Source organism: Stappia indica (assembly GCF_001696535.1).
GTDB lineage: Bacteria > Pseudomonadota > Alphaproteobacteria > Rhizobiales > Stappiaceae > Stappia > Stappia indica.
The window spans coordinates 465,596-483,612 of record NZ_MBQE01000003.1 but is presented as its reverse complement, the minus strand read 5'-3'; the positions used below and the strand labels follow the sequence as shown (position 1 = coordinate 483,612).

At 69.3% G+C, this 18,017-nt stretch carries 12 protein-coding genes; 5 read left to right on the top strand and 7 right to left on the bottom strand.

Features of this window, described 5'->3' with window-relative positions; translation table 11 throughout:
- The first annotated feature begins 537 nt into the window (after positions 1-537).
- From BBX35_RS13545 to BBX35_RS13535, 3 genes are all read left to right on the top strand, one after another.
- Positions 538-1,113 carry a TetR/AcrR family transcriptional regulator gene (locus BBX35_RS13545; protein ID WP_067220973.1) on the top strand — a complete coding sequence of 192 codons (576 nt, stop codon included), beginning with the start codon at positions 538-540 and terminating at the stop codon, positions 1,111-1,113.
- Between the two features lie 28 nt (positions 1,114-1,141).
- Positions 1,142-1,429 carry a YciI family protein gene (locus BBX35_RS13540; RefSeq protein ID WP_067220971.1) on the top strand — a complete coding sequence of 96 codons (288 nt, stop codon included), beginning with the start codon at positions 1,142-1,144 and terminating at the stop codon, positions 1,427-1,429.
- A 110-nt stretch (positions 1,430-1,539) separates the two neighbouring features.
- Positions 1,540-2,163 carry an FMN-binding negative transcriptional regulator gene (locus BBX35_RS13535; protein WP_067220968.1) on the top strand — a complete coding sequence of 208 codons (624 nt, stop codon included), beginning with the start codon at positions 1,540-1,542 and terminating at the stop codon, positions 2,161-2,163.
- An 8-nt stretch (positions 2,164-2,171) separates the two neighbouring features.
- On the opposite strand, the gene BBX35_RS13530 is transcribed toward BBX35_RS13535, so the two are convergent.
- The 4 genes from BBX35_RS13530 to BBX35_RS13515 form a co-directional block, all read right to left on the bottom strand.
- The gene (locus tag BBX35_RS13530) at positions 2,172-3,380 is read right to left on the bottom strand and encodes a BaiN/RdsA family NAD(P)/FAD-dependent oxidoreductase (RefSeq protein WP_067220966.1); all 1,209 of its coding nucleotides are present in this window, start codon (positions 3,378-3,380) and stop codon (positions 2,172-2,174) included.
- Positions 3,381-3,464: 84 nt separating this feature from the next.
- Positions 3,465-6,974, bottom strand: a complete 3,510-nt coding sequence (locus tag BBX35_RS13525; RefSeq protein ID WP_067220962.1) for an AAA family ATPase — start codon at positions 6,972-6,974, stop codon at positions 3,465-3,467.
- A gap of 5 nt (positions 6,975-6,979) precedes the next feature.
- Complete coding sequence (locus tag BBX35_RS13520; protein WP_067221589.1) at positions 6,980-8,224, bottom strand: metallophosphoesterase family protein; 1,245 nt, start codon at positions 8,222-8,224, stop codon at positions 6,980-6,982.
- A 43-nt stretch (positions 8,225-8,267) separates the two neighbouring features.
- The gene (locus BBX35_RS13515) at positions 8,268-10,067 is read right to left on the bottom strand and encodes a glycosyltransferase family 2 protein (RefSeq protein ID WP_067221587.1); all 1,800 of its coding nucleotides are present in this window, start codon (positions 10,065-10,067) and stop codon (positions 8,268-8,270) included.
- A gap of 507 nt (positions 10,068-10,574) precedes the next feature.
- On the opposite strand from BBX35_RS13515, the gene BBX35_RS13510 reads away from it, so the two are divergent.
- A complete protein-coding gene (locus tag BBX35_RS13510) occupies positions 10,575-11,324 on the top strand; it encodes a transporter substrate-binding domain-containing protein (protein ID WP_067220958.1) in 750 nt (249 codons plus the stop codon).
- A gap of 6 nt (positions 11,325-11,330) precedes the next feature.
- On the opposite strand, the gene BBX35_RS13505 is transcribed toward BBX35_RS13510, so the two are convergent.
- Entirely contained in the window at positions 11,331-12,185 is an 855-nt protein-coding gene (locus BBX35_RS13505) for a sterol desaturase family protein (RefSeq protein WP_067220957.1), read from the bottom strand.
- Positions 12,186-12,292: 107 nt separating this feature from the next.
- On the opposite strand from BBX35_RS13505, the gene BBX35_RS13500 reads away from it, so the two are divergent.
- On the top strand, positions 12,293-12,949 hold the full coding sequence (locus tag BBX35_RS13500; protein WP_067220954.1) for an alpha/beta family hydrolase: 657 nt from the start codon (positions 12,293-12,295) through the stop codon (positions 12,947-12,949).
- 85 nt (positions 12,950-13,034) lie between these two features.
- On the opposite strand, the gene BBX35_RS13495 is transcribed toward BBX35_RS13500, so the two are convergent.
- Complete coding sequence (locus BBX35_RS13495) at positions 13,035-16,448, bottom strand: efflux RND transporter permease subunit (RefSeq protein WP_067220951.1); 3,414 nt, start codon at positions 16,446-16,448, stop codon at positions 13,035-13,037.
- Positions 16,449-16,451: 3 nt separating this feature from the next.
- Positions 16,452-17,843 (bottom strand): efflux RND transporter periplasmic adaptor subunit, encoded by a 1,392-nt coding sequence (locus BBX35_RS13490; protein WP_171901451.1) that lies wholly within the window; start codon positions 17,841-17,843, stop codon positions 16,452-16,454.
- Between the last annotated feature and the right edge of the window lie 174 nt (positions 17,844-18,017).

Below are 18,017 nucleotides of genomic sequence, written 5' to 3'. Positions count from 1 at the left end.
TGCACCCCATACTCTCTCACGAAAATCCGGCCCGGGGATAACAATCCGCTCCTCCTTCCGGGGATAAAAGTCCGCCGCCTTCCGGGGATAACATCCCGGCCCTTCCCTCTCGGCTCGGCCGGCGAGCGGGCGGGCGGCCGGGCCGGGCAGCCGGTCCCTCTCTTGCCGGATGCCGCGGTTTGCCCTGCCGATTCCGGGCGACCGGCCGGTGTCAGCGCGGTTGCGACGGGTTTCTCAATTTTCGGGCTTTTTGAGAGACGATTTTGCAAAATTCCGCGCAAAATTTCTCAATTTTCTATAGAGACCAAAACGCACCTGTTTTCAGACGGTTAGCTGGCGATTCCCGCCGCCGCGCCGCCGTTTCGGGCGTTTCGCGCCGCTTTGCCGCGCGTCCTTCCTTCGCCCGTACCGCCCTCCCCGCTGTCCCTGTTGTCCCCGCTTGACAGAATTGGGACACTTGTCCTAAATCGGCATTAGGACAATCGTCCGAGACAGGCACTATCCCCTGTCCGAGCAGCAGAGGAAGGGTGTGGGAGAATGGCGCGCGCGACCCGCGACCAGATCGTCGGCGAGGCTGACCGGCTGTTTTACGAGCAGGGGTTCGAGCACACCTCCTTTGCCGATATCGCGGCGGCGGTCGGCATTTCGCGCGGCAATTTCTACCATCATTTCAAGACGAAAGACGAAATCCTGCTTGCTGTGATCGACCGGCGGCTGGAGGCGACGCGCGCGCTCCTAGTGGCCTGGGAGAGCGAGGCCGGCGACAGTCCGGCGGCGCGCATCCGCTGCTTCATCCGCATCCTGATCGCCAACCGGGCGAAGATCCTGCGCCACGGCTGCCCGGTCGGCACGCTCACCGCCGAGCTCGCCAAGATCGACCATCCCGCGCTGAGCGATGCCGGCCGCCTGTTTGCCCTGTTCCGCGACTGGCTGGCGCGCCAGTTCGCAGCGCTCGGCCTTGGCCCGGAGGCCGACCGTCTGGCGCTGCATCTGATCGCCCGCAGCCAGGGGATAGCGACCCTCGCCAATGCCCTTGGCGACGCGGCTTTCGTCGAGCGGGAAGTCGCAGATCTCACCCGCTGGCTCGACCGCACCGTGCCGGCAAGTGCCTGACCCGTCTCACGTTTCCAGGGAGGAAGCCATGTTTGTCGTGTTCCTGAAATTCGCCGCCAACCGCGCGGACGCGCCCCGCCACATGGACGGGCACAACGCCTGGATCCGCCAGGGCTTCGAGGACGGCGTCTTCCTGCTCGCCGGCAGCCTGGTGCCGGGTGTCGGGGGCGCGGTTCTCGCCCGCGGCGAGAACCGCGAGGCGCTGGAGGCGCGCGTTGCCGCGGACCCGTTCGTCAAGGAGGGCGTCGTCAGCGCCGAGATCCACCAGATCGCTCCCGGCCGCACCCACGAGGGCCTCGCTGCCCTGCTCGCCTGAGCTTCGGTTTGGGCCAAGCGGTACCCCGATTGCGTGGGCCGGCGGACCTTCGCGGAGGCGCGGAAAGCCGCTAGTTTCAAGGCACTCTCGACCGTCCGGACCCTTTGCCGATGTACACGCCGCCTGCCTTTCGCGAGGACGATCCCGCAGCGCTTGCCGCGATGATCGGGGCCTGCCCCCTCGCAACGCTCGTCACCGCCACCGCCGACGGCCTGCTGGCGACGCCGCTGCCGCTGCTCTTCGACCCCGCTGAGGGGCCGTTCGGGGTGCTGCACGGGCATCTTGCCCGCGCCAATCCCCAGTGGCGCGCGCCGGTCGTCGGTGAGGCGCTGGCGACCTTTTCGGGGCCGGACGCCTATGTCTCCCCCGGCTGGTATGCCAGCAAGGCGGAGCACGGCAAGGTCGTGCCGACATGGAACTACGCTGCCGTCCATGTCTATGGAACCATTGAGTTTTTCGAGGAGGCACACCGGCTGCTGGAGGTGGTCGGCCGCCTGACCGACCGGCACGAGGCGGGGCGGCCCGACCCCTGGGCCGTGTCCGACGCGCCGGCCGATTTCGTCGCCGCGCAGCTTCGCGGGATCATTGGCATGCGAATGGTTATCACCCGGCTGGAGGGCAAGCGGAAGATGAGCCAGAACCGCAGCGCCGCCGACCGCGCGGGCGTCGCCCAAGGTCTTGCCGGCGAGGGCGACGAGAGGGCGCGGCGGGTGGCGGGCGAGATCCCGCTCTAGCGGCGGCCTTAAGCGCCCGCCTCCGCAATCGCCGTGCCGGCGGCCCAGCCCGACGACCAGGCCCACTGGAAATTATACCCGCCGAGCCAGCCGGTCACATCGACCACTTCGCCAATGAAATAAAGGCCCGGCACGGCCTTCGCCTCCAGGCTCTTCGAGTTTATCCCCGCCGTGTCGACGCCGCCGAGCGTCACCTCCGCCGTGCGGTACCCTTCCGTGCCGAGCGGCATCACCTCCCAGCCCTGCAGCGTCGCGGCGATGGCGGCAAGCTTCCGGTCGCCGGTCTCCCCCATCTGGCCCGACCAGCCGTGGCGGTCGGCCATGTAGCCGGCGAGCCGCTTCGGCAGGATCTCGGCGAGCGCATTGGCAAGGCTGCGGCGGCCGTTTTCCTGGCGCGAGGCGCGCAGTTCGCCCGCAAGGTCGCGGCCCGGCAGGAAGGCGATGCGGACCGGCTGGCCCTCGCGCCAATAGGACGAGATCTGCAGGATCGCGGGGCCGGACAGGCCGCGATGGGTGAAGAGCATCGCCTCGTCGAACGAGGTCTTGCCGAAGGAGACGCGCACGGGCGCGGCGACGCCAGCGATCTCGCGGAAGCCCGCCAGCATGTCTTCGGCGAAGGTCAGCGGCACCAGGGCGGGCCGTGTCTCGGTCACAGCGAGACCGAAGCGGTCGGCGATGCGGTAGCCAAGGCTTGTTGCGCCCATCTTGGGGATCGACTTGCCCCCGCAAGCGATCACCAGATGGCGACATGTGACCGTCGCCGCGCCCTCGCCGCCCAGCGTCAGGCGGAAGCCATTGTCCCCGTACTCCAGCTCCTCCAGCGTCGTCGACAGACGCAATTCGGCGCCGACCGCATCCATCTCGGCGCGCAGCATCGCGATGATATCCTTGGCCGAGTTGTCGCAGAAAAGCTGGCCCAGCGTCTTCTCGTGCCAGGGGATACGGTGCCGCTCGACCAGCGCCAGGAAGTCGCGGGCGGTGTAGCGGCCGAGCGCGGACTTGGCGAAATGCGGGTTTTCGGACAGGAAATTGCGGGCCGTCGCGCCGATATTGGTGAAATTGCAGCGGCCTCCTCCGGAAATGCGGATCTTCTCGCCGGGCGCCTTGGCGTGGTCGATGACGAGCACGCGCCCGCCCCGCGCACCCGCATGAGCAGCGCACATCATACCGGCGGCGCCGGCCCCGAGGATAACAGTATCGAAGCGCTCAGCGCGCATGGCAGGCTTCCAGATAGGCAAATGCGGTCATGCGGCAAGCCATGCCGGATCGCGCGGCCGCTGGCAACACGCAGCGTAAGCCTTTCACATCTCCAGCAGATCGAGCCGCTCGCCCAGCTCCCGCCGGGCGATGTCGACCACGCTGGCGTGGTGGGTGAAGAGGATCGGCTGCAACGTATCCGAAAGGCCGGCGAGCGTGCGCAGGCCCGCAGCCGTGCGCGCATCGTCGAAGGTCTGGAACAGGTCGTCGCCGATGAAGGGCGCCGCCTCCGCGCGGGTGGCGTAGTCGGCCAGAAACGCAAGGCGCAGCGCCAGGTAGAGCTGGTCGCAGGTACCGTCGCTCAGGCCGACAAGGCCAACGGTCGCCCCGTCCGGGCGACGGGCCAGCAGCTCCGCCCGGTCGTCCTCGCCGAAACGGCGCGTCAACCCGTCGAAGGAGCCGGAGGTGAGCCCGGCGAACAGCCGGCCGGCGTGGTCCAGCAGCGGGTCGTCCTGACGGGCGCGGTGCTGCTCCAGCGCGCCGGAGAGAAGCAGCGAGGCAAGCCGGGTGACAAGCCACTGGCGGCCGAGTTCCTGCAGTTCCGCCTCGGCGGCCAGCCGCTCGAAGGCGGCGCGGTCGGCGCCCTCCCCGGCCTCGGCGCGGTCGCGCTCGCCCAATGCGGCGTGGCGGGCGGCAAGCGCTTCCTTCATGTCCGCCGTCAGCGCGTCGATCTCGCCGGCAAGCCTTTCCAGCGTCGCTTGCGCGGCCCCGTCATCGAGCCCCGAGAGCTCCTCGGCAACCGCCTCGCGGGGCTCCCCGGCGGCCGTTTCGGCAAAGAGCGTTCGCGTCTCGTCGAGGGCGGCAACTATGCTGTCGCGCTCGGCCAGACGGCCGGCGAGCGGCACCATGTCGTCCGACTGGAGCCCCTCGGGAAGGTCGGCGCACAGGACGGAAAGTTCCGCGTTGGCGGCGGCCTGCCGCTCCTCGGCACGGGACAACTCGGTACGCGACCTTGCAAGCGCCTCGCCCGCCCCTTCTGCCCTGGTGAGCGCCACACGCTCCTCGGCAAGCCGGCGCTGCAGGGTCTCGACCAACCGGTCGGGCTCCTCGCCCGCCCCGTCGTCGAGAAGGCCGGGCGCGACCCGGCGCACCAGATCGAGAGCAGTCGCAGAGAACGCCTCGTTGTCGCGCTGCATGCCGTGCACCCGGCGGGCCAGCTTGTCGCGTTCGCCCAGCGCCGCCGGCAGCACGCGCCAGACTTCCAGCACGGCAGCGGCCGCCTGCGGCGAAGCGCCAGGATCGAGCCCCGCCCCGCCAAGCGCTGCGTCGAAGTCCTGCCGCCAGCGCACAAGCGCCTCCTCGACGGCGGCGGCCTGGCGCTGCAGGCCGTCGAGCCGCACTGCTGCATCCTCGATGCGGGCAGCCAGCGCCCGCCCCTGCTGGAAGACCTCTGCCCGGCGCTCCAGCTCGCCCTCGACAAGGCGCAGCAGGGCAAGGCCATCGCGGGCGAGATCGCCGGGTGCCGGCACCGCCAGCCCCAGCTCACCGGCTAGAGCGGCAAGCCCGGGCAGCGCGCGGCCGGCACCGGCTTCCAGGCCATCGGTGGTGGTAACGAGGTCGGCCAGCTCCTCGCGCTGTTCCAGCCAGCGCTCGACCGACTTTCGCCATTCGGTCATGGCGGTGGGGCCTGCCGGCTCCAGCCCGAGCGGGGCAAAGAGCGCGGCCCAGGCTTCCTTGGCAGCGGCGAGGGCTGCGGACAATTTCGCTCCGCCCTCTGCGGCCTCGGTCCGGCGGGCGAGCAGCGCATCGCGCCGGGCGACATCACCCGCATGGCGCGACACGCGGTCGGCCTCGGCAATGGCGCGGTCGGCCAGCTGATCCGCCTCTCGCAGCAGCGGCTGTGCAGCGTCAAGCGCCGGCGTGCCGCCGTCCGGCACCTTCGCCAGCGCGTCATCGCGCTCGCGCCGCGCGGCATCGATGCGAGCGCGCGAGGGCATGTCGCCGCCGCGCTCGCTCTCGGCAATCGCGGCGTCGAGGCCCGCAATTTCTTCACCCCATGCCGCGTTCTGCTCGCGGTGGCGCCGCAGCGCGTCGCCGATCTCGTCGAACCGGGCGCGAAACTCCGCAATCTGCTCGAGGCCGGGCAGCGGCGCACCGGCAAGACGCTCGGGCTCGGCAACCGGCGGCGACAGGCGCGCGGCGGCCTCCATGAGGCGGCTGGTCAGACGCTGGCGCGTCGGCAGCAGCCGGTCGCGCTCTTCCAGCTGGCGGACCTGCGGGGCGAGCGCGGCAAGGCGGGCGCGCAACGGAGCCGGATCGGCGAAGCGTTCGTCCGCCGCCCCGCCGGACAGGCGTTCGAAATCCGCACTCTCCCTGGCAAGCGCGGTCTGCAAATCGGCGCGCTGGCGCGACAGCCGATCCCCCTCCGCAAGGCGCGCGGCGAGATCGGCAAGGGCGGCGTCTGTGGGCTGGCGGGCGCGGATCGCCTCGCTGTCCTGCGGCTCCAGCGCAAGGCCAAGGCGGCGCAGCTGGGCACCCACCGCATCCGTCAGGTCGCTCGCCTCGCGGGTCACGCGCGGAATGTCGCGCTGGCGCTGACGGAAGGCCCCGATATCGGCATGCAGCGCGGTCACCTCCGCAGCCGCCTCGACGAGCGGACGGTCGACCGCGATGCCGCGCGCCAGCTCTTCAGCTTCCTGCAGGCGACGGACCGCGTCCCGCTGTGCTGCCGCAGCTGCCGTCACGGCGGCCAGCGCGTCCTCCAGCCGCCGGGCAAGGCCGCGGGGTACCTGATCCAGATCGGCGAAGGCGGCAAGGCGCGCCTCGCTCGTGGTGAGGCGGGCGAGAAGCGGCTTGAGGCTGACAAGACGGGCAAGGCGCTCGCGGCGGGCATGCGCCTCGCTCAGCCGCGCCTCGGCCTCGGCCAGCGTCTCGTTCGCCGTCTCGACCGCCTTGTTCAGCGACTTCCACTCGGCTTCACGCAGCTGGCGCTCGCGCTCCTCGCGGCGCGCCTCCGTATGGCGCTCGAGAACCTGATAGATCTTCCGGTTGCCGGAGGCGCGCGGCGCGAACAACCCGTCGGCCTCGCGGTCAAGATCGGCGCGCAGGGCATTGAGCCCATGGAGGCCCGAGGCGGCCGCAAAGATCTCGCCGCCCTCCCCGTCGCCGGCCAGAAGCGCGCGTCCGCCCTCGCGGAGGCGCTCGGAATCGAGACCGAAGGCAAGCTGGAAGACCTCGCGCGTCAGCCCGCCGAGGAACGGCACAAGCGCGTCATCGCCAAGCGGCGCCTCGCCATCATCGTCGGCCAGCAGGGTGTTCTTGCGCCCCTTGCGGCGGCGCAGCGACAGGCTGTTTCCGCGCGCATCCGTGAGCGTTGCGCACACGCGCAGGCTCGGTGCCTCATGCAGGAAGTCGTAGCGCCGCTCCTCGGCACCGTCGGCCGCACGCCGCTTCTCGCTGAAGCCGAACAAAAGGTCGGAAATCGCGGCGAGCGTCGAGCTCTTGCCCGCCTCGTTGGGGCCGTAAACGAGATGCAGGCCGGCGCCGGGGCGAAAGCGCAGCTCCCGGTCGGTCAGGCTGCCGTAGCGCAGCAGATGCAGCCGCTCGATCCGCATCCGCCTCAGCTCCCTTCCGCGATGCGTTCGGCGAGCAATGCCCGCGCCTCGGCGACCAGCGTGTCGAGCTCTTCGCCGAAGGGCGCGGCCGGATCGACGAGACCGGCAGGCAGCTTGTTCACCAGCAGGCCGATCTGGGCGTCGACCTCCTCGCGAAAATGCGGATCGTTCGCCGCTTCGCCCAGGAGCGCTGCAAGGTCGAGCGAGGCATCGAGCGGGACGAGCGGGCGGGCCTCGGCGGGCGGAGCAAGGTCCAGCTCCAGCTTTTCCAGCCAGGCCTCGGCATCGGCCTGATGGCAGGCATTCTGCATCTCGTCGATCAGCAGCGCGCGGTTGGCGAGCGCCCAGCCGTAAAGCGGGCTCTCGCCGGACAGTCGCAGGCGCAGCGCCAGCGGGCGTCCCTCGGCCGCCGCCACATGCGGGCGCAGCGCCTCGCGCGCCATGGCGACAAGGCCGGCCAGATCATCCGCCCCGCCGGCGGCGATCTCGACACGGGCCCAGCGCGCCTCGTCGACGATCATCCGCTCGATGCCGGACACCTCGCCGTCGGTGACGGTGACCAGCACCGCGCCCTTCTCGCCCGTCTCGCGGATCGAGCGGCCCTGAATGTTGCCGGGAAAGACCACCGGCGGATCCTCGCTCACCACCTCGAAGGCGTGGACATGGCCGAGCGCCCAGTAGCTGTAGCCGCGCGCCGCCAGATCGGCCAGCGAACAGGGCGCATAGTCGGCATGGGGCGGACGGCCGGTCAGCGAGGTGTGCAGCACGCCGATGTTGAAATGGCCCGGCACCGGCGCGGGATAGGCGGCGGCAAGGTTCTCCCCGACCTGCCGGTCCGGGAAGCTCTGGCCGTGCAGGGCAACGCGCAGATCGTCCAGCGTGTGCGTCTCCGGACGGCGGGTGCCGAAGCTCGTGACGTTGTCCGGCAGGGTGACGGCGCGGGTGACGACGCTTTCGGCATCGTGGTTGCCGCGCAGGATGAAGACCGGGATGCCGGCACGCTCCAGCCTCGCCATCTCGCGGGCGAAGAAGAGGCCGACGGAATTGTCCCGCCACTCGCCGTCATAGACATCGCCGGCGATCACCATGAAGGCGGCCTCGGCCTCGATGGTCCGCGAGACGAGGGTCGAGAGCGCGGTGCGGGTCGCCTCGCCGAAGCGGCGGGCGATCTCGGGATCGCGCAGGGCAAGCCCGGTCAGGGGGCTTCCGAGATGCAGGTCCGCCGCATGGACGAAGGAAAAGGACGACACGTCGCGCACCAGCCGGGAATCACGGGACAAACGAGAGATGACACTAGTGGGTTTTGCCGCGCCTTTGAACGCCGGGCATTCGCGACGGACGCCGGGCAAGGCCGTGCTCGGTCTTCTGCCAGCGATGCGGCCGGCGCACCAGGTCGACGACGGCGGCGTAGAAGGCAAGGCTCTGGGCCAGCCAATAGGCCGGGATCAGCGCCAGATCGAGCAGCGACGGCAGACGCGAGCGCGCCGCCGCCCCGGCGATCGCCAGCAGCGTCATGCTGGCATAGCACAGGATCACGCTGACACCGGCCAGGGTCAGCACCACGCCGCCGAGTAGATCGAAGCGCGGCAGCAGCCCGGCGACGCCGGACCCGTAGAGCAACAGGATGCCGACGAAAAGAGGATGGGCGGCAAGCGTCACCACCATGGCCAGAAGGTAGACGAGCAGAACGGCAAGGCGCGTGCGGCGCAGCTCCTCGGCCAGGCGGAAAGGATCGCGCAGGGTCACCAGCAGGGTCTGCAGCCAGCCCTTCAGCCAGCGGCTGCGCTGCGCGTGCCAGGCCCGCCAGCTGAGCGGCGCCTCCTCGAAGGTGGTGGAGGCGAGCATCTGCATCGACCAGCCGCCGCGCACCAGCCGCAGGGCAAGGTCGGCATCCTCGGTGACGTTGCAGGGATCCCAGGAGCCGGCCGCATCAAGCGCGGTGCGGCGGAAGTGGTTGGACGTGCCGCCGAGCGGAAACGGCAGGCCGCGCGCGGAAAACCAGGGCAGCTGGCAATCGAAAAGGCCCGCATATTCCAGCAGGAACTGGCGCGGAAAGAAGCGGTGGCTGCGATGGTCGATGGCAAGGTGCCCCTGCAGCACCGCAACGGATGGCGGCAGCTCGGCAAAGCGCGAGGCGGCCAGCAGCAGCTGATCCGGCTCCGGCCGGTCCTCCCCGTCAAAGACGGCGATGAGCTCGCCGCGCGCGTGGTCGAGGCCATGGACGAGCGCGCGCGGCTTGGTGCGCGGCCCCGGCCCGGTCACGCTGAGGATGCGCATGCCGGGCGCCAGATGCGGCTCCAGCGCGCCTCGGGTCTCGTTGTCGTCCTCCTCCAGCAGGAAAAGGATTTCGAGCCGGTCGCGGGGATAATCAAGCGCATCGAGGTGTCGGGCGAGACTTTCCGCCACCCGCGCCTCGCGGTAAAGCGGCACCAGCACCGAATAGCGCGGCAACAGGTGGTCAGGGAGAAGACGGGCCGGCGACGGGCTGGGCGTGTGGCTGAGGCCGGCGAGAAGCCGCAACGCGCCGAGCAGCATGCCCAGCAGCGTCACCAGAACCGAGGCGAAGATGACCAGCGCCTCGACCGTCAGCAGCCGCCCGAGGCAGAAGGCAGCGACCGCAAGGCCAAGGACAGCGACCTGCCCCCGTGTCAGCACCACTCGGGCACTGACGTCGGGCCGCTCGCTCGCCAGTCTGAGGCCCGGCGCGGCGGCCCGGCCGGCAAGCTCGAGCGCCACTGGGGTGGCGATGGCCAGACGGTCCCGCAGAGATGGCGCGCGCGCCAGCAACGCGCGGATCGCCGGCGCGCTCTCGGGCACCGGCGCGAACACGGCGAGCCGCTCGCCCGTGGGCGTGCGTCCGCAAAACAGCGGTCCGGGAAACCCGCGCGGCGGCAGAAGCTCCAGCTGCGCATCCGCCCGGAAACTGCCCTGCGGCAAGAAGGGCAGGCCGAGCGACTGGGCGAGCGCGGCGTAATAGGCTTCGGCCGAAACAAGCCCCTCCTCCATCAGCAGCCGGGCCAGCGCGCCCTCGCGCGGGCCGGCTCGGCGGGCCAGCGTCGTCAGATGCGCATCGGCAAGACCGCGGCCGCGCAAAAGCGCAAGCTCGGGCGGAAGCGGAGGGAGCCGCCTTGCTTCGAGCGGCCGCGGGCGGAGCGAGGGCGCCGGCGTTGCCATCCCGCTGCGCCGCCCATGGGCGCGCAAGGCATGGCTGGACGCAGGCGCGGATCGGTGTGATAGGATCGCGTCGGCGCGGGCAGCGTGCGGAAACGAAGGATCCGGAAACTGCCCGTCGGCCATCAACGTGCAGGCCCCTCGGCGGGCGGGCAAGGGAGACCGGGAGCAACGGCAGACGGGCGCGCGACACGCCGAAGGGCTACGCGATGGCGGCAGGACTGCCGGCCAAGCAGCACGGCGCAGGCGCAAGACCCGGTTTCCATTGCGGTTCGCCCCCCGACAAACACGGCCAAGACAGCGATGCGATTTGATAGCAGGACTTCAGGAATTGCAACCCTTGCTTTCATTGCGGTTGCATGGCTCACCCTTGCTGCCACGCTCCTCGTTCACCCGGCTGCGGCACAGGATGTCGCGCCCGAGGTCACCGTGCCGAATTTCTGGGACCCGCGCAGCAGCAGCGACCGGCCGACCGTGCCGCCGGAGACAATTCGCTTCCTGGCCAGCGACGACTTCCCGCCCTTTTCGTTTCGCGACGGGACCGGCCGCCTGACCGGCTTCAACATCGACCTCGCCCGCGCGATCTGCGAGGAACTGGACGCGGCCTGCTCGCTGCGCATCAAGTCCTTCGACGCGCTGGTGCCGGCCCTCATACGCGAGGAAGGCGACGCGGTCATCGCCGGGCTCGCCGCCAACGAGGCCAACGTCAAGACGCTGCTCTTCTCCGATCCCTATCTCGGCCTCCCGGCCCGCTTCGTGGCGCTGAAGGGCAAGGAGGTCGACACCACGCCGGAGGGGCTGGCGGGACGCAAGATCTCCGTCGTCGCCGGGACGGTGCACGAGCGTTTCCTGCGCAGCTATTTCGCGGATGCGCAGATCGTTCCCTTCGACGGGGCGACGGAAGCGCGCGCAGCGCTCGGCACCGAGGAGGCCGTGGTGCATTTCGGCGACGGGCTGTCCCTGTCCTTCTGGCTGAACGGCAAGACCTCCGGCGACTGCTGCGGCTTCGTCGGCGAGCCGTGGATCGAGCCGGGCTACTTCGACCGCGGCATGACCATCGCCTTCCGCAAGGAGGACGCGCTGCGGCAGGAAGCGGTCAACCACGCCCTGCAGCGGCTGCAGCTCAAGGGCGTCTACAGCGAATTGTACCTGCGCTACTTCCCCGTCAGCTTCTACTGAAGCGGCCTATTCGGCGGCATCCGAAGCCGACAGCTTCCGTTCCGGAGCGTTTTCGCCGCGCATCCCGCTTTGCGGATGCATCCGCATGAAGGGAACCCCGAGCGACCAGACGTAACCGATCGGCCCATCGTGCTGGTACTCGTCGAGACCGATGGTCATGCCCTCGTGCCCTTTCGCCGGCTGGGCGACATAGGTGCCGAACAGCCTGTCCCAGATCGCCAGGTTGAAGCCGTAGTTGGAATCCGTCTCGCGGCGGATCACCGAATGGTGGACCCGGTGCATGTCCGGCGTGACGACCAACAGGCGCAGCCAGCGGTCCAGCGCCAGCGGCAGGCGGACGTTGGCGTGGTTGAACATCGCCGCCCCGTTCAGCACCACCTCGAAGACCAGAACCGCCATCACCGGAATGCCGAAGGCAACGACAACCGCCGCCTTCCAGACCATCGACAGGACGATCTCCAGCGGATGGAACCGCAGGGCGGTGGTTACGTCGATGTCGCGGTCGGCATGGTGCATGCGGTGGATGCGCCACAGCAGCGGGATCTTGTGCGAGGCCCAGTGCTCGGCCCATACGGCGAAGTCCAGCAGCACGAAGCCGAGCACGCCGGCAAGCCAGAGCGGCATGCCGAGCGCGGGAAAGATGCCGATGCCGCGCTCGCCCGCCCAGAGCGCGATGCCGACGGCGGCCATGGGAAAGACGATCCGCAGCACGGCCGTGTCGGTGGCGACGATGGCGAGATTGGTGGTCCAGCGGCGAGCGCGCGAGAAGATCGGCGCACGGCGCGGCAAGGCGAGCTCGAACAGCGCCATGGCGGCAAAAATGCCCAGAAACAGCAGCAGCCTGACGGTTGCCTCGCTCATCAATCCCTCGCGGTCCCAGCCTCGACAGAACGGTGCTTGCACCTTACCTCATCCCGTGAGACAGGAGCCCGCAACATCAATCAACAGATCGCGACCAAAGGCCACGGATGACCAAGCTACTCTGGACCCGCCCCGAAGGCGACACGCCGACCGTGGCCACGCTGCTGCTTGCCCACGGTGCGGGCGCTGCGATGGATTCCGGCTTCATGAACCGCTTCGCCGGACATGCGGCGGCAGCAGGCCTTGCCATCGCGCGCTTCGAGTTCGCCTATATGGCGGCACGGCGTGCCGGCGGGCCGAAGCGGCCGCCGCCCAAGGCCGACCAGCTGATCGGCGAGTACCAGACCGCGCTGCAGGACGTGCTGAAAAGCGTCGAGGGTCCGGTTCTGGTCGGCGGCAAGTCGATGGGCGGGCGCGTCGCCGCCATGCTGACCGGGGGCAGCTCGCTGCCGAAGCGTGTTTCGGGCGTCGTCTGCCTCGGCTATCCGTTCCACCCGCAGGGCAAGCCGGACGACTGGCGGATGGCGCCGCTGGAAGGCGCACGCCGGCCCGTGCTGATCGCGCAGGGCGACCGCGATGGCTTCGGCAATGCCGCCGAGCTCGCCGACGTCACCCTTCCCGCGCATGTCGAGCTGGTCTGGCTGGAGGACGGCAACCACGACCTTGCCCCGCGCGGAGCATCGCCTGCGACCTGGGACGGGAACCTGGCGCTCGCCGCGAAGGCGGCTGCCGACTTCGCACGGCGGATCGCCAGCGAAGCGTAACGGCGGCAGACCTTTTTCTCTGCCGCATTTTCGCAACGCGGCGCTGCGCGCCCGCTGAAAAATGCGGATCGCCGGGGCCTAGCCCTTATTCCGCCGGCATCTGGGCCGGCGGGCCGGAGCGACCGCGGTCCCCGCCCCCATTGCCATGCGGATCGCGGCGCACGCTGACCATCCGCCGCAGGTCCTCGCCGATGCCGATCAGCGCCGGCACCAGCACCAGCACCAGCAGCGTGGCAGTGGCGAGACCGAAGACGATGGTGATGGTCATCGGCATCAGGAACCGCGCCTGAAGGCTGGTCTCGAACAGCAGCGGCGCAAGACCGCCGATGGTCGTCAGCGAGGTCAGCAGCACGGCGCGCAGGCGATCCTGCGCCGAGATGACCGCGGCCTCCGCGACGCTGCGGCCGTCCTTGATGTGGTCCTCGAACCGGTCGACCAGAATGATCGAGTTGTTGACCAGGATGCCCGACAAGCCGAGCAGGCCGACGAAGCTGAGGATGGTCAGGTCGTAGGCCATGAAATAGTGGCCGGCGACCGCGCCGACGACGCCGAAGGGAATGATCGACATCACCGCCAGCGGCTTGAAATAGCTGGCGAAGATGGCCGCCAGGATCAGGTAGATCATCGACAGGGCCGCGACCATGCCGAGTTGCAGGTCGGAGAAGGCCGCACGGCGCTCCTCCTCGCGGCCCGAATAGCGGTAGTCGACGCCGTACTTGCCCGCGAGCTCCTGCATCTTGCCGGTCTCGAGATCCTGGACGATCTCGATGTTGGAGGTGACCTCCGGATCGACGTCGGCGGAGACCGCGACGGTCACGCGCCCGTCACGCCGCTGGATGACGGAAAAGCTCTCGCGCTCGTCCAGCGTCACGACCTCGGTCAGCGGTACGAATTCGCCGCTCGGGGCACGCAAGGAGAGCTCGCGCAGCGCGCCGCCGCCCAGCGACACATCCTGCATCACGCGAATGGTGATCTCCTCCTCGCCGCGGGCAAAGCGGCGCGGGATCGAGCCTTCGAGCGCGGAGCGGATCTGGCGGGCGGCGCTCTCGACGGTGAAGCCGAGCGCCTTGCCGCGCGGGCTGATATCCAGCACCAGCTCGGGCTTGCCGTAGGGCAGGTCGTCGGCCACCCCGTCGACGCCCGGATAGGAGGTCAGCAGCTCCTGCAGCTCCAGAGACGCATCCTTGAGCGCGCGCGTGTTATCGCCCATCAGCCGGACGTCGAGATCGCGTCCCGGAGGACCGCCGCGTCGCTCGAACACCGCAACACGCTTGGTACCGGCGATCTCCGGGATCGCACGACGCCAGGCCTGGACGATCTCCGGCGTGCGCACGCTGCGCTGCTCGGAGGTGGTGAGCTGGACGTCGATGCTGGCGACATTGTTGCCGCGGCTGTTGCCCGACTGGCCGAGGGTCGCATAGGAGGCGACGATCAGCGTCTCGCCGTTCTCCGCCGTCAGGCTGTCCTGCGCCTGGCGCAGGGCCGTATCGATGCGCAGCAGGGCCTTTTCGGCGTCCTCGATGGAGATGCCGGCGACGAAATCGACCGTGGCGCGGATGTTCTCCGCCTCCGGCGAGGGGAAGAAGCGGAAGCCGACATGGTTGCCGCGCATCAGGCCGGCGGTGAGCAGCAGCAGGCCGATGGCAAAGGCCACCGTGACATAGCGCCAGTCATAGGCCAGGCGCACGAAACCGCGGAACGGCACGTCGCGGAACCAGCCGAAGCCGGCATCGAAGTTGCGGCGGAACCAGCCGGGGCGTTCGTCGAAGGTGCGGCGGGTGCGAGCCCGGCGCATCAGCAGCAGCAGGAACTCGATTGCCGCGGCAATCGCGAAGAACACCACAATCACGGCGACATCGAAGGGCAGCGTCCCGAAAGTCTCGCGGCCCGCGCGTGCCGGCACGGCCAACCAGTCGAGCCAGACCGGCACGGTGATGTCCTCGCGCCCGGCAAGACCGACGAGGAACAGGCCAGGCACGCCGGCGATCAGCACCACCCGCCACCAGTTCCACGACGGCGGGCGGGCGAGCGAATGCGCCAGGTGGCCCGGCAGCACGAAGAAGCACTCGATGATGCTGGCGGTGATCACCGCGACGACGACGAGCGGCAGCACGCCCATCAGTTGGCCGATGGTGTCGCCCATCAGGGTGATCGGCAGGAAGGCGGCGATGGTGGTGGTCGAGGCGGCGACAATCGGCCAGAGCATGCGCCCGGCACCTTCTTCCGCCGCCTGATAGGGACCATCGCCCATGGCGATGCGGGTCGCCGTATGCTCTCCAACCACGATGGCGTCGTCGACGATGATGCCGAGCGTCATGATCAGCGCGAAGAGCGAGAACATGTTGATGGTCTGCCCCGACATCCACATGAACCCGAGCGTCGCCATCATCGCGACCGGAATGCCGGCCGCGACCCACAGTGCGATGCGGCCGTTGAGGAAGGCGAAGAGCACGATCACGACCACGAGCAGGCCGGAAATGCCGTTCTCCACCAGGATCATGATCCGGTCGGTCAGCGCCTCGGCCCGCACCTCGTATTTCACCAGCTCCAGCGAAGCCGGCAGCTGCGGCGCGATCTCGGCGAGATACCGGTCGAGGATCGCATTGACCTTGAGCTGGTCGGCGCGGGCCGAGCGCTCCACCGTCAGCTCGACAGCGCGCAGGCCGTCGGAATAGCCGATGGTCTGGTCGGGGTCGTAGGAGCGCGACACATCGCCGATGTCCCGCAGCTCGATCTTCTCGCCGGTCGGGAAGGACTTGACGACGATGCGACTGATCGCCTCCGGCGAGGTGGTGTCGGCCACCGCCCTCACCTGCCGCTCGACGCCGCCCTGCAGGTCGCCGGAGGGAAGGTCGCGGGTGTTGGCCGCAACACGCTCGGAAATGTCGGCAAGCGTCAGGTCGAGGCGGCGCAGCTCGCGCTCCGGCACCTTGATCACGTATTCGGTGTCGCGGAAGCCGTTGAACGAAACCTTGTCGATGCCCCGGTCAATCAGGCCGTCGCGAATCTGGCGGGCGAACGCCTTCAGCGCGTCCTCGCTGAAGGGGCCGCGCAGAGCGACGCGCGCCACCCGGTCGAACCAGTTGGCAAGCGCGATACGCGGCCGTTCGGCGTCTTCGGGGAGCGTGGTGATGCCGGCGATGGCCTGTTCCACGTCCGACAGCGCCTTCTGCATGTCGGCGCCTTCGAGGAACTCGAGGCTGATCGAGGCCGCGCCCTCGCGCGAGTAGGAGACCATCTCGTCGACATTGTCGATGAAGCGCAGCTCCGGCTCGATGGCCTGGAGGATGTTCTTCTCCACGTCCTCGGCGCTGGCGCCCGGCCAGGAGACCGACACGGAAATGCGGTCGATGACGATCTGAGGGAAGAACTCGGCGTTCAGCCGGGCAAGGCCGAAGGCGCCGAACAGGATCATCAGCACCATGACCAGATTGGCGGCGTTGCGATGGCGCAGGAAATGGCCGATGACGCTGCGCGGAACGAAGCCGGTGTCACGCATGGATCAGCCGCCCGTGTTGGCGCCGCGATTGCGCGGCTCGGAAACGAGAAGGCCTTCGCCGGCCTTGTCCAGACGGGTCGAGACCAGGCGCTCGCCGGTGGCCAGATCGCCGGAGACGATGACATGAGTTCCGTCGAAGGCGAGCACCTCGACATCGCGGCGGCGCGTGCGGTTTTCCTCGTCGACCACGAAGACGTGGTCCGTGCCGTAGATCGCGCCCTCCGGGATGCGGGCCGAGGCGGCGTAGGTGCGGTCGGCAAGGCGCAGCTCGACGAAGGCGCCGGGGCGCAGGGCCGGCTGGCCTTCGGCGGCGGTCACGCTGGCATAGACATCGATGCCGCCGCGCGCCAGCGCCACTTCGGCGCCGACCCGGCGGATCTCGCCCTTATAAGTGACCGGCTGGCCGCCGATATACCACAGCACCTCGACCGGCCGACCCACCACGGTGCCGCTGTCGGACAGGATGCGGCCGTACTGGTTGTCGGAAAGGGTGAAACGGACCTCCAGCGCATCGCGCTCGTAGAGGGTTGCGACCACGTCATTGACGCCGACGAGCCGGCCGATGGCGGCATTTTCCGAGCGGACCACCGCATCGAACGGCGCCTTCAGGACGGTATCGGCGAGGTTCTTCTCCGCCTGCGACAGGCGCCACTCAAGGCGCTCGATGGCGGCCTGCTGCTGCTCCACGCGGGCGTTTTCCACATCGAGCGCATAGCGGCGCTGCTCGACGGCCTGGGCACGCTGGGACACCAGCAGCCGGCGCTCGTCGACGCTGCGCTCGGTCACCGAGCCGCTCCCCAGAAGCTGTTCGGCCCGCTCCAGGTCGCGCTGCGCGAATTCGAGCTGCTCGCGGGCGCGCTCGACATTGCCCTGTTCGGTGGACACCCGGCCTCGCGCCTCGACGAGGGCGGCACGCGCCTCGGCGAGATTGGCGCGCGCCTCGGTGACGGCGCCCTGATACTGGAAGGGATCGACGGCGACGAGTTCCTCGCCGGCGGCGATGTTGGCGCCGGTCTCCAGGGCCGGATTGACCCGGACGATCTCGCCGGCCACCAGCGTGCGCAGCTCGGCGGTGCGCGCAGCCGTCACCTCGCCGTAAAGCGAGAGCATCGGCGCATGATCGCGCACCTCCACCGGCATGGTCTCGACGATGAAGGCGGTCTCGCGCGCCGGGCGCACCGGCACCGGATCCTTGGCGAGGATCAGGCGGTTCATGCCGACATAGGCGGCAAGCAGCACAGCCAGGGCAATCGCGGCCTGCAGAAAGAGCTTGATCGCCATGATGCCCGTGCGGCCGGCGGAGCGGCCACGGGTCTGCGGTCGCTCGAAAGCCACCTCCCCCCTCGGGGTGTGGTTACCGTCGTCCACCGATTTCAGCATGACACTCTTTTCCACCCGAATGCTCTCTTGCGCGGCCCCACTACCTATAGGCGCTCGGGCGCGGACTGGATTGCTTCGCGGACGCACATGCCGCATTTGCGGACTATTCAGGTGCCGCAAACGACTGGCAAGGCGAAGAGTGTATCAAAATGTGACCACGGCGACCGCTGTCACATCCGGCGACAGGAT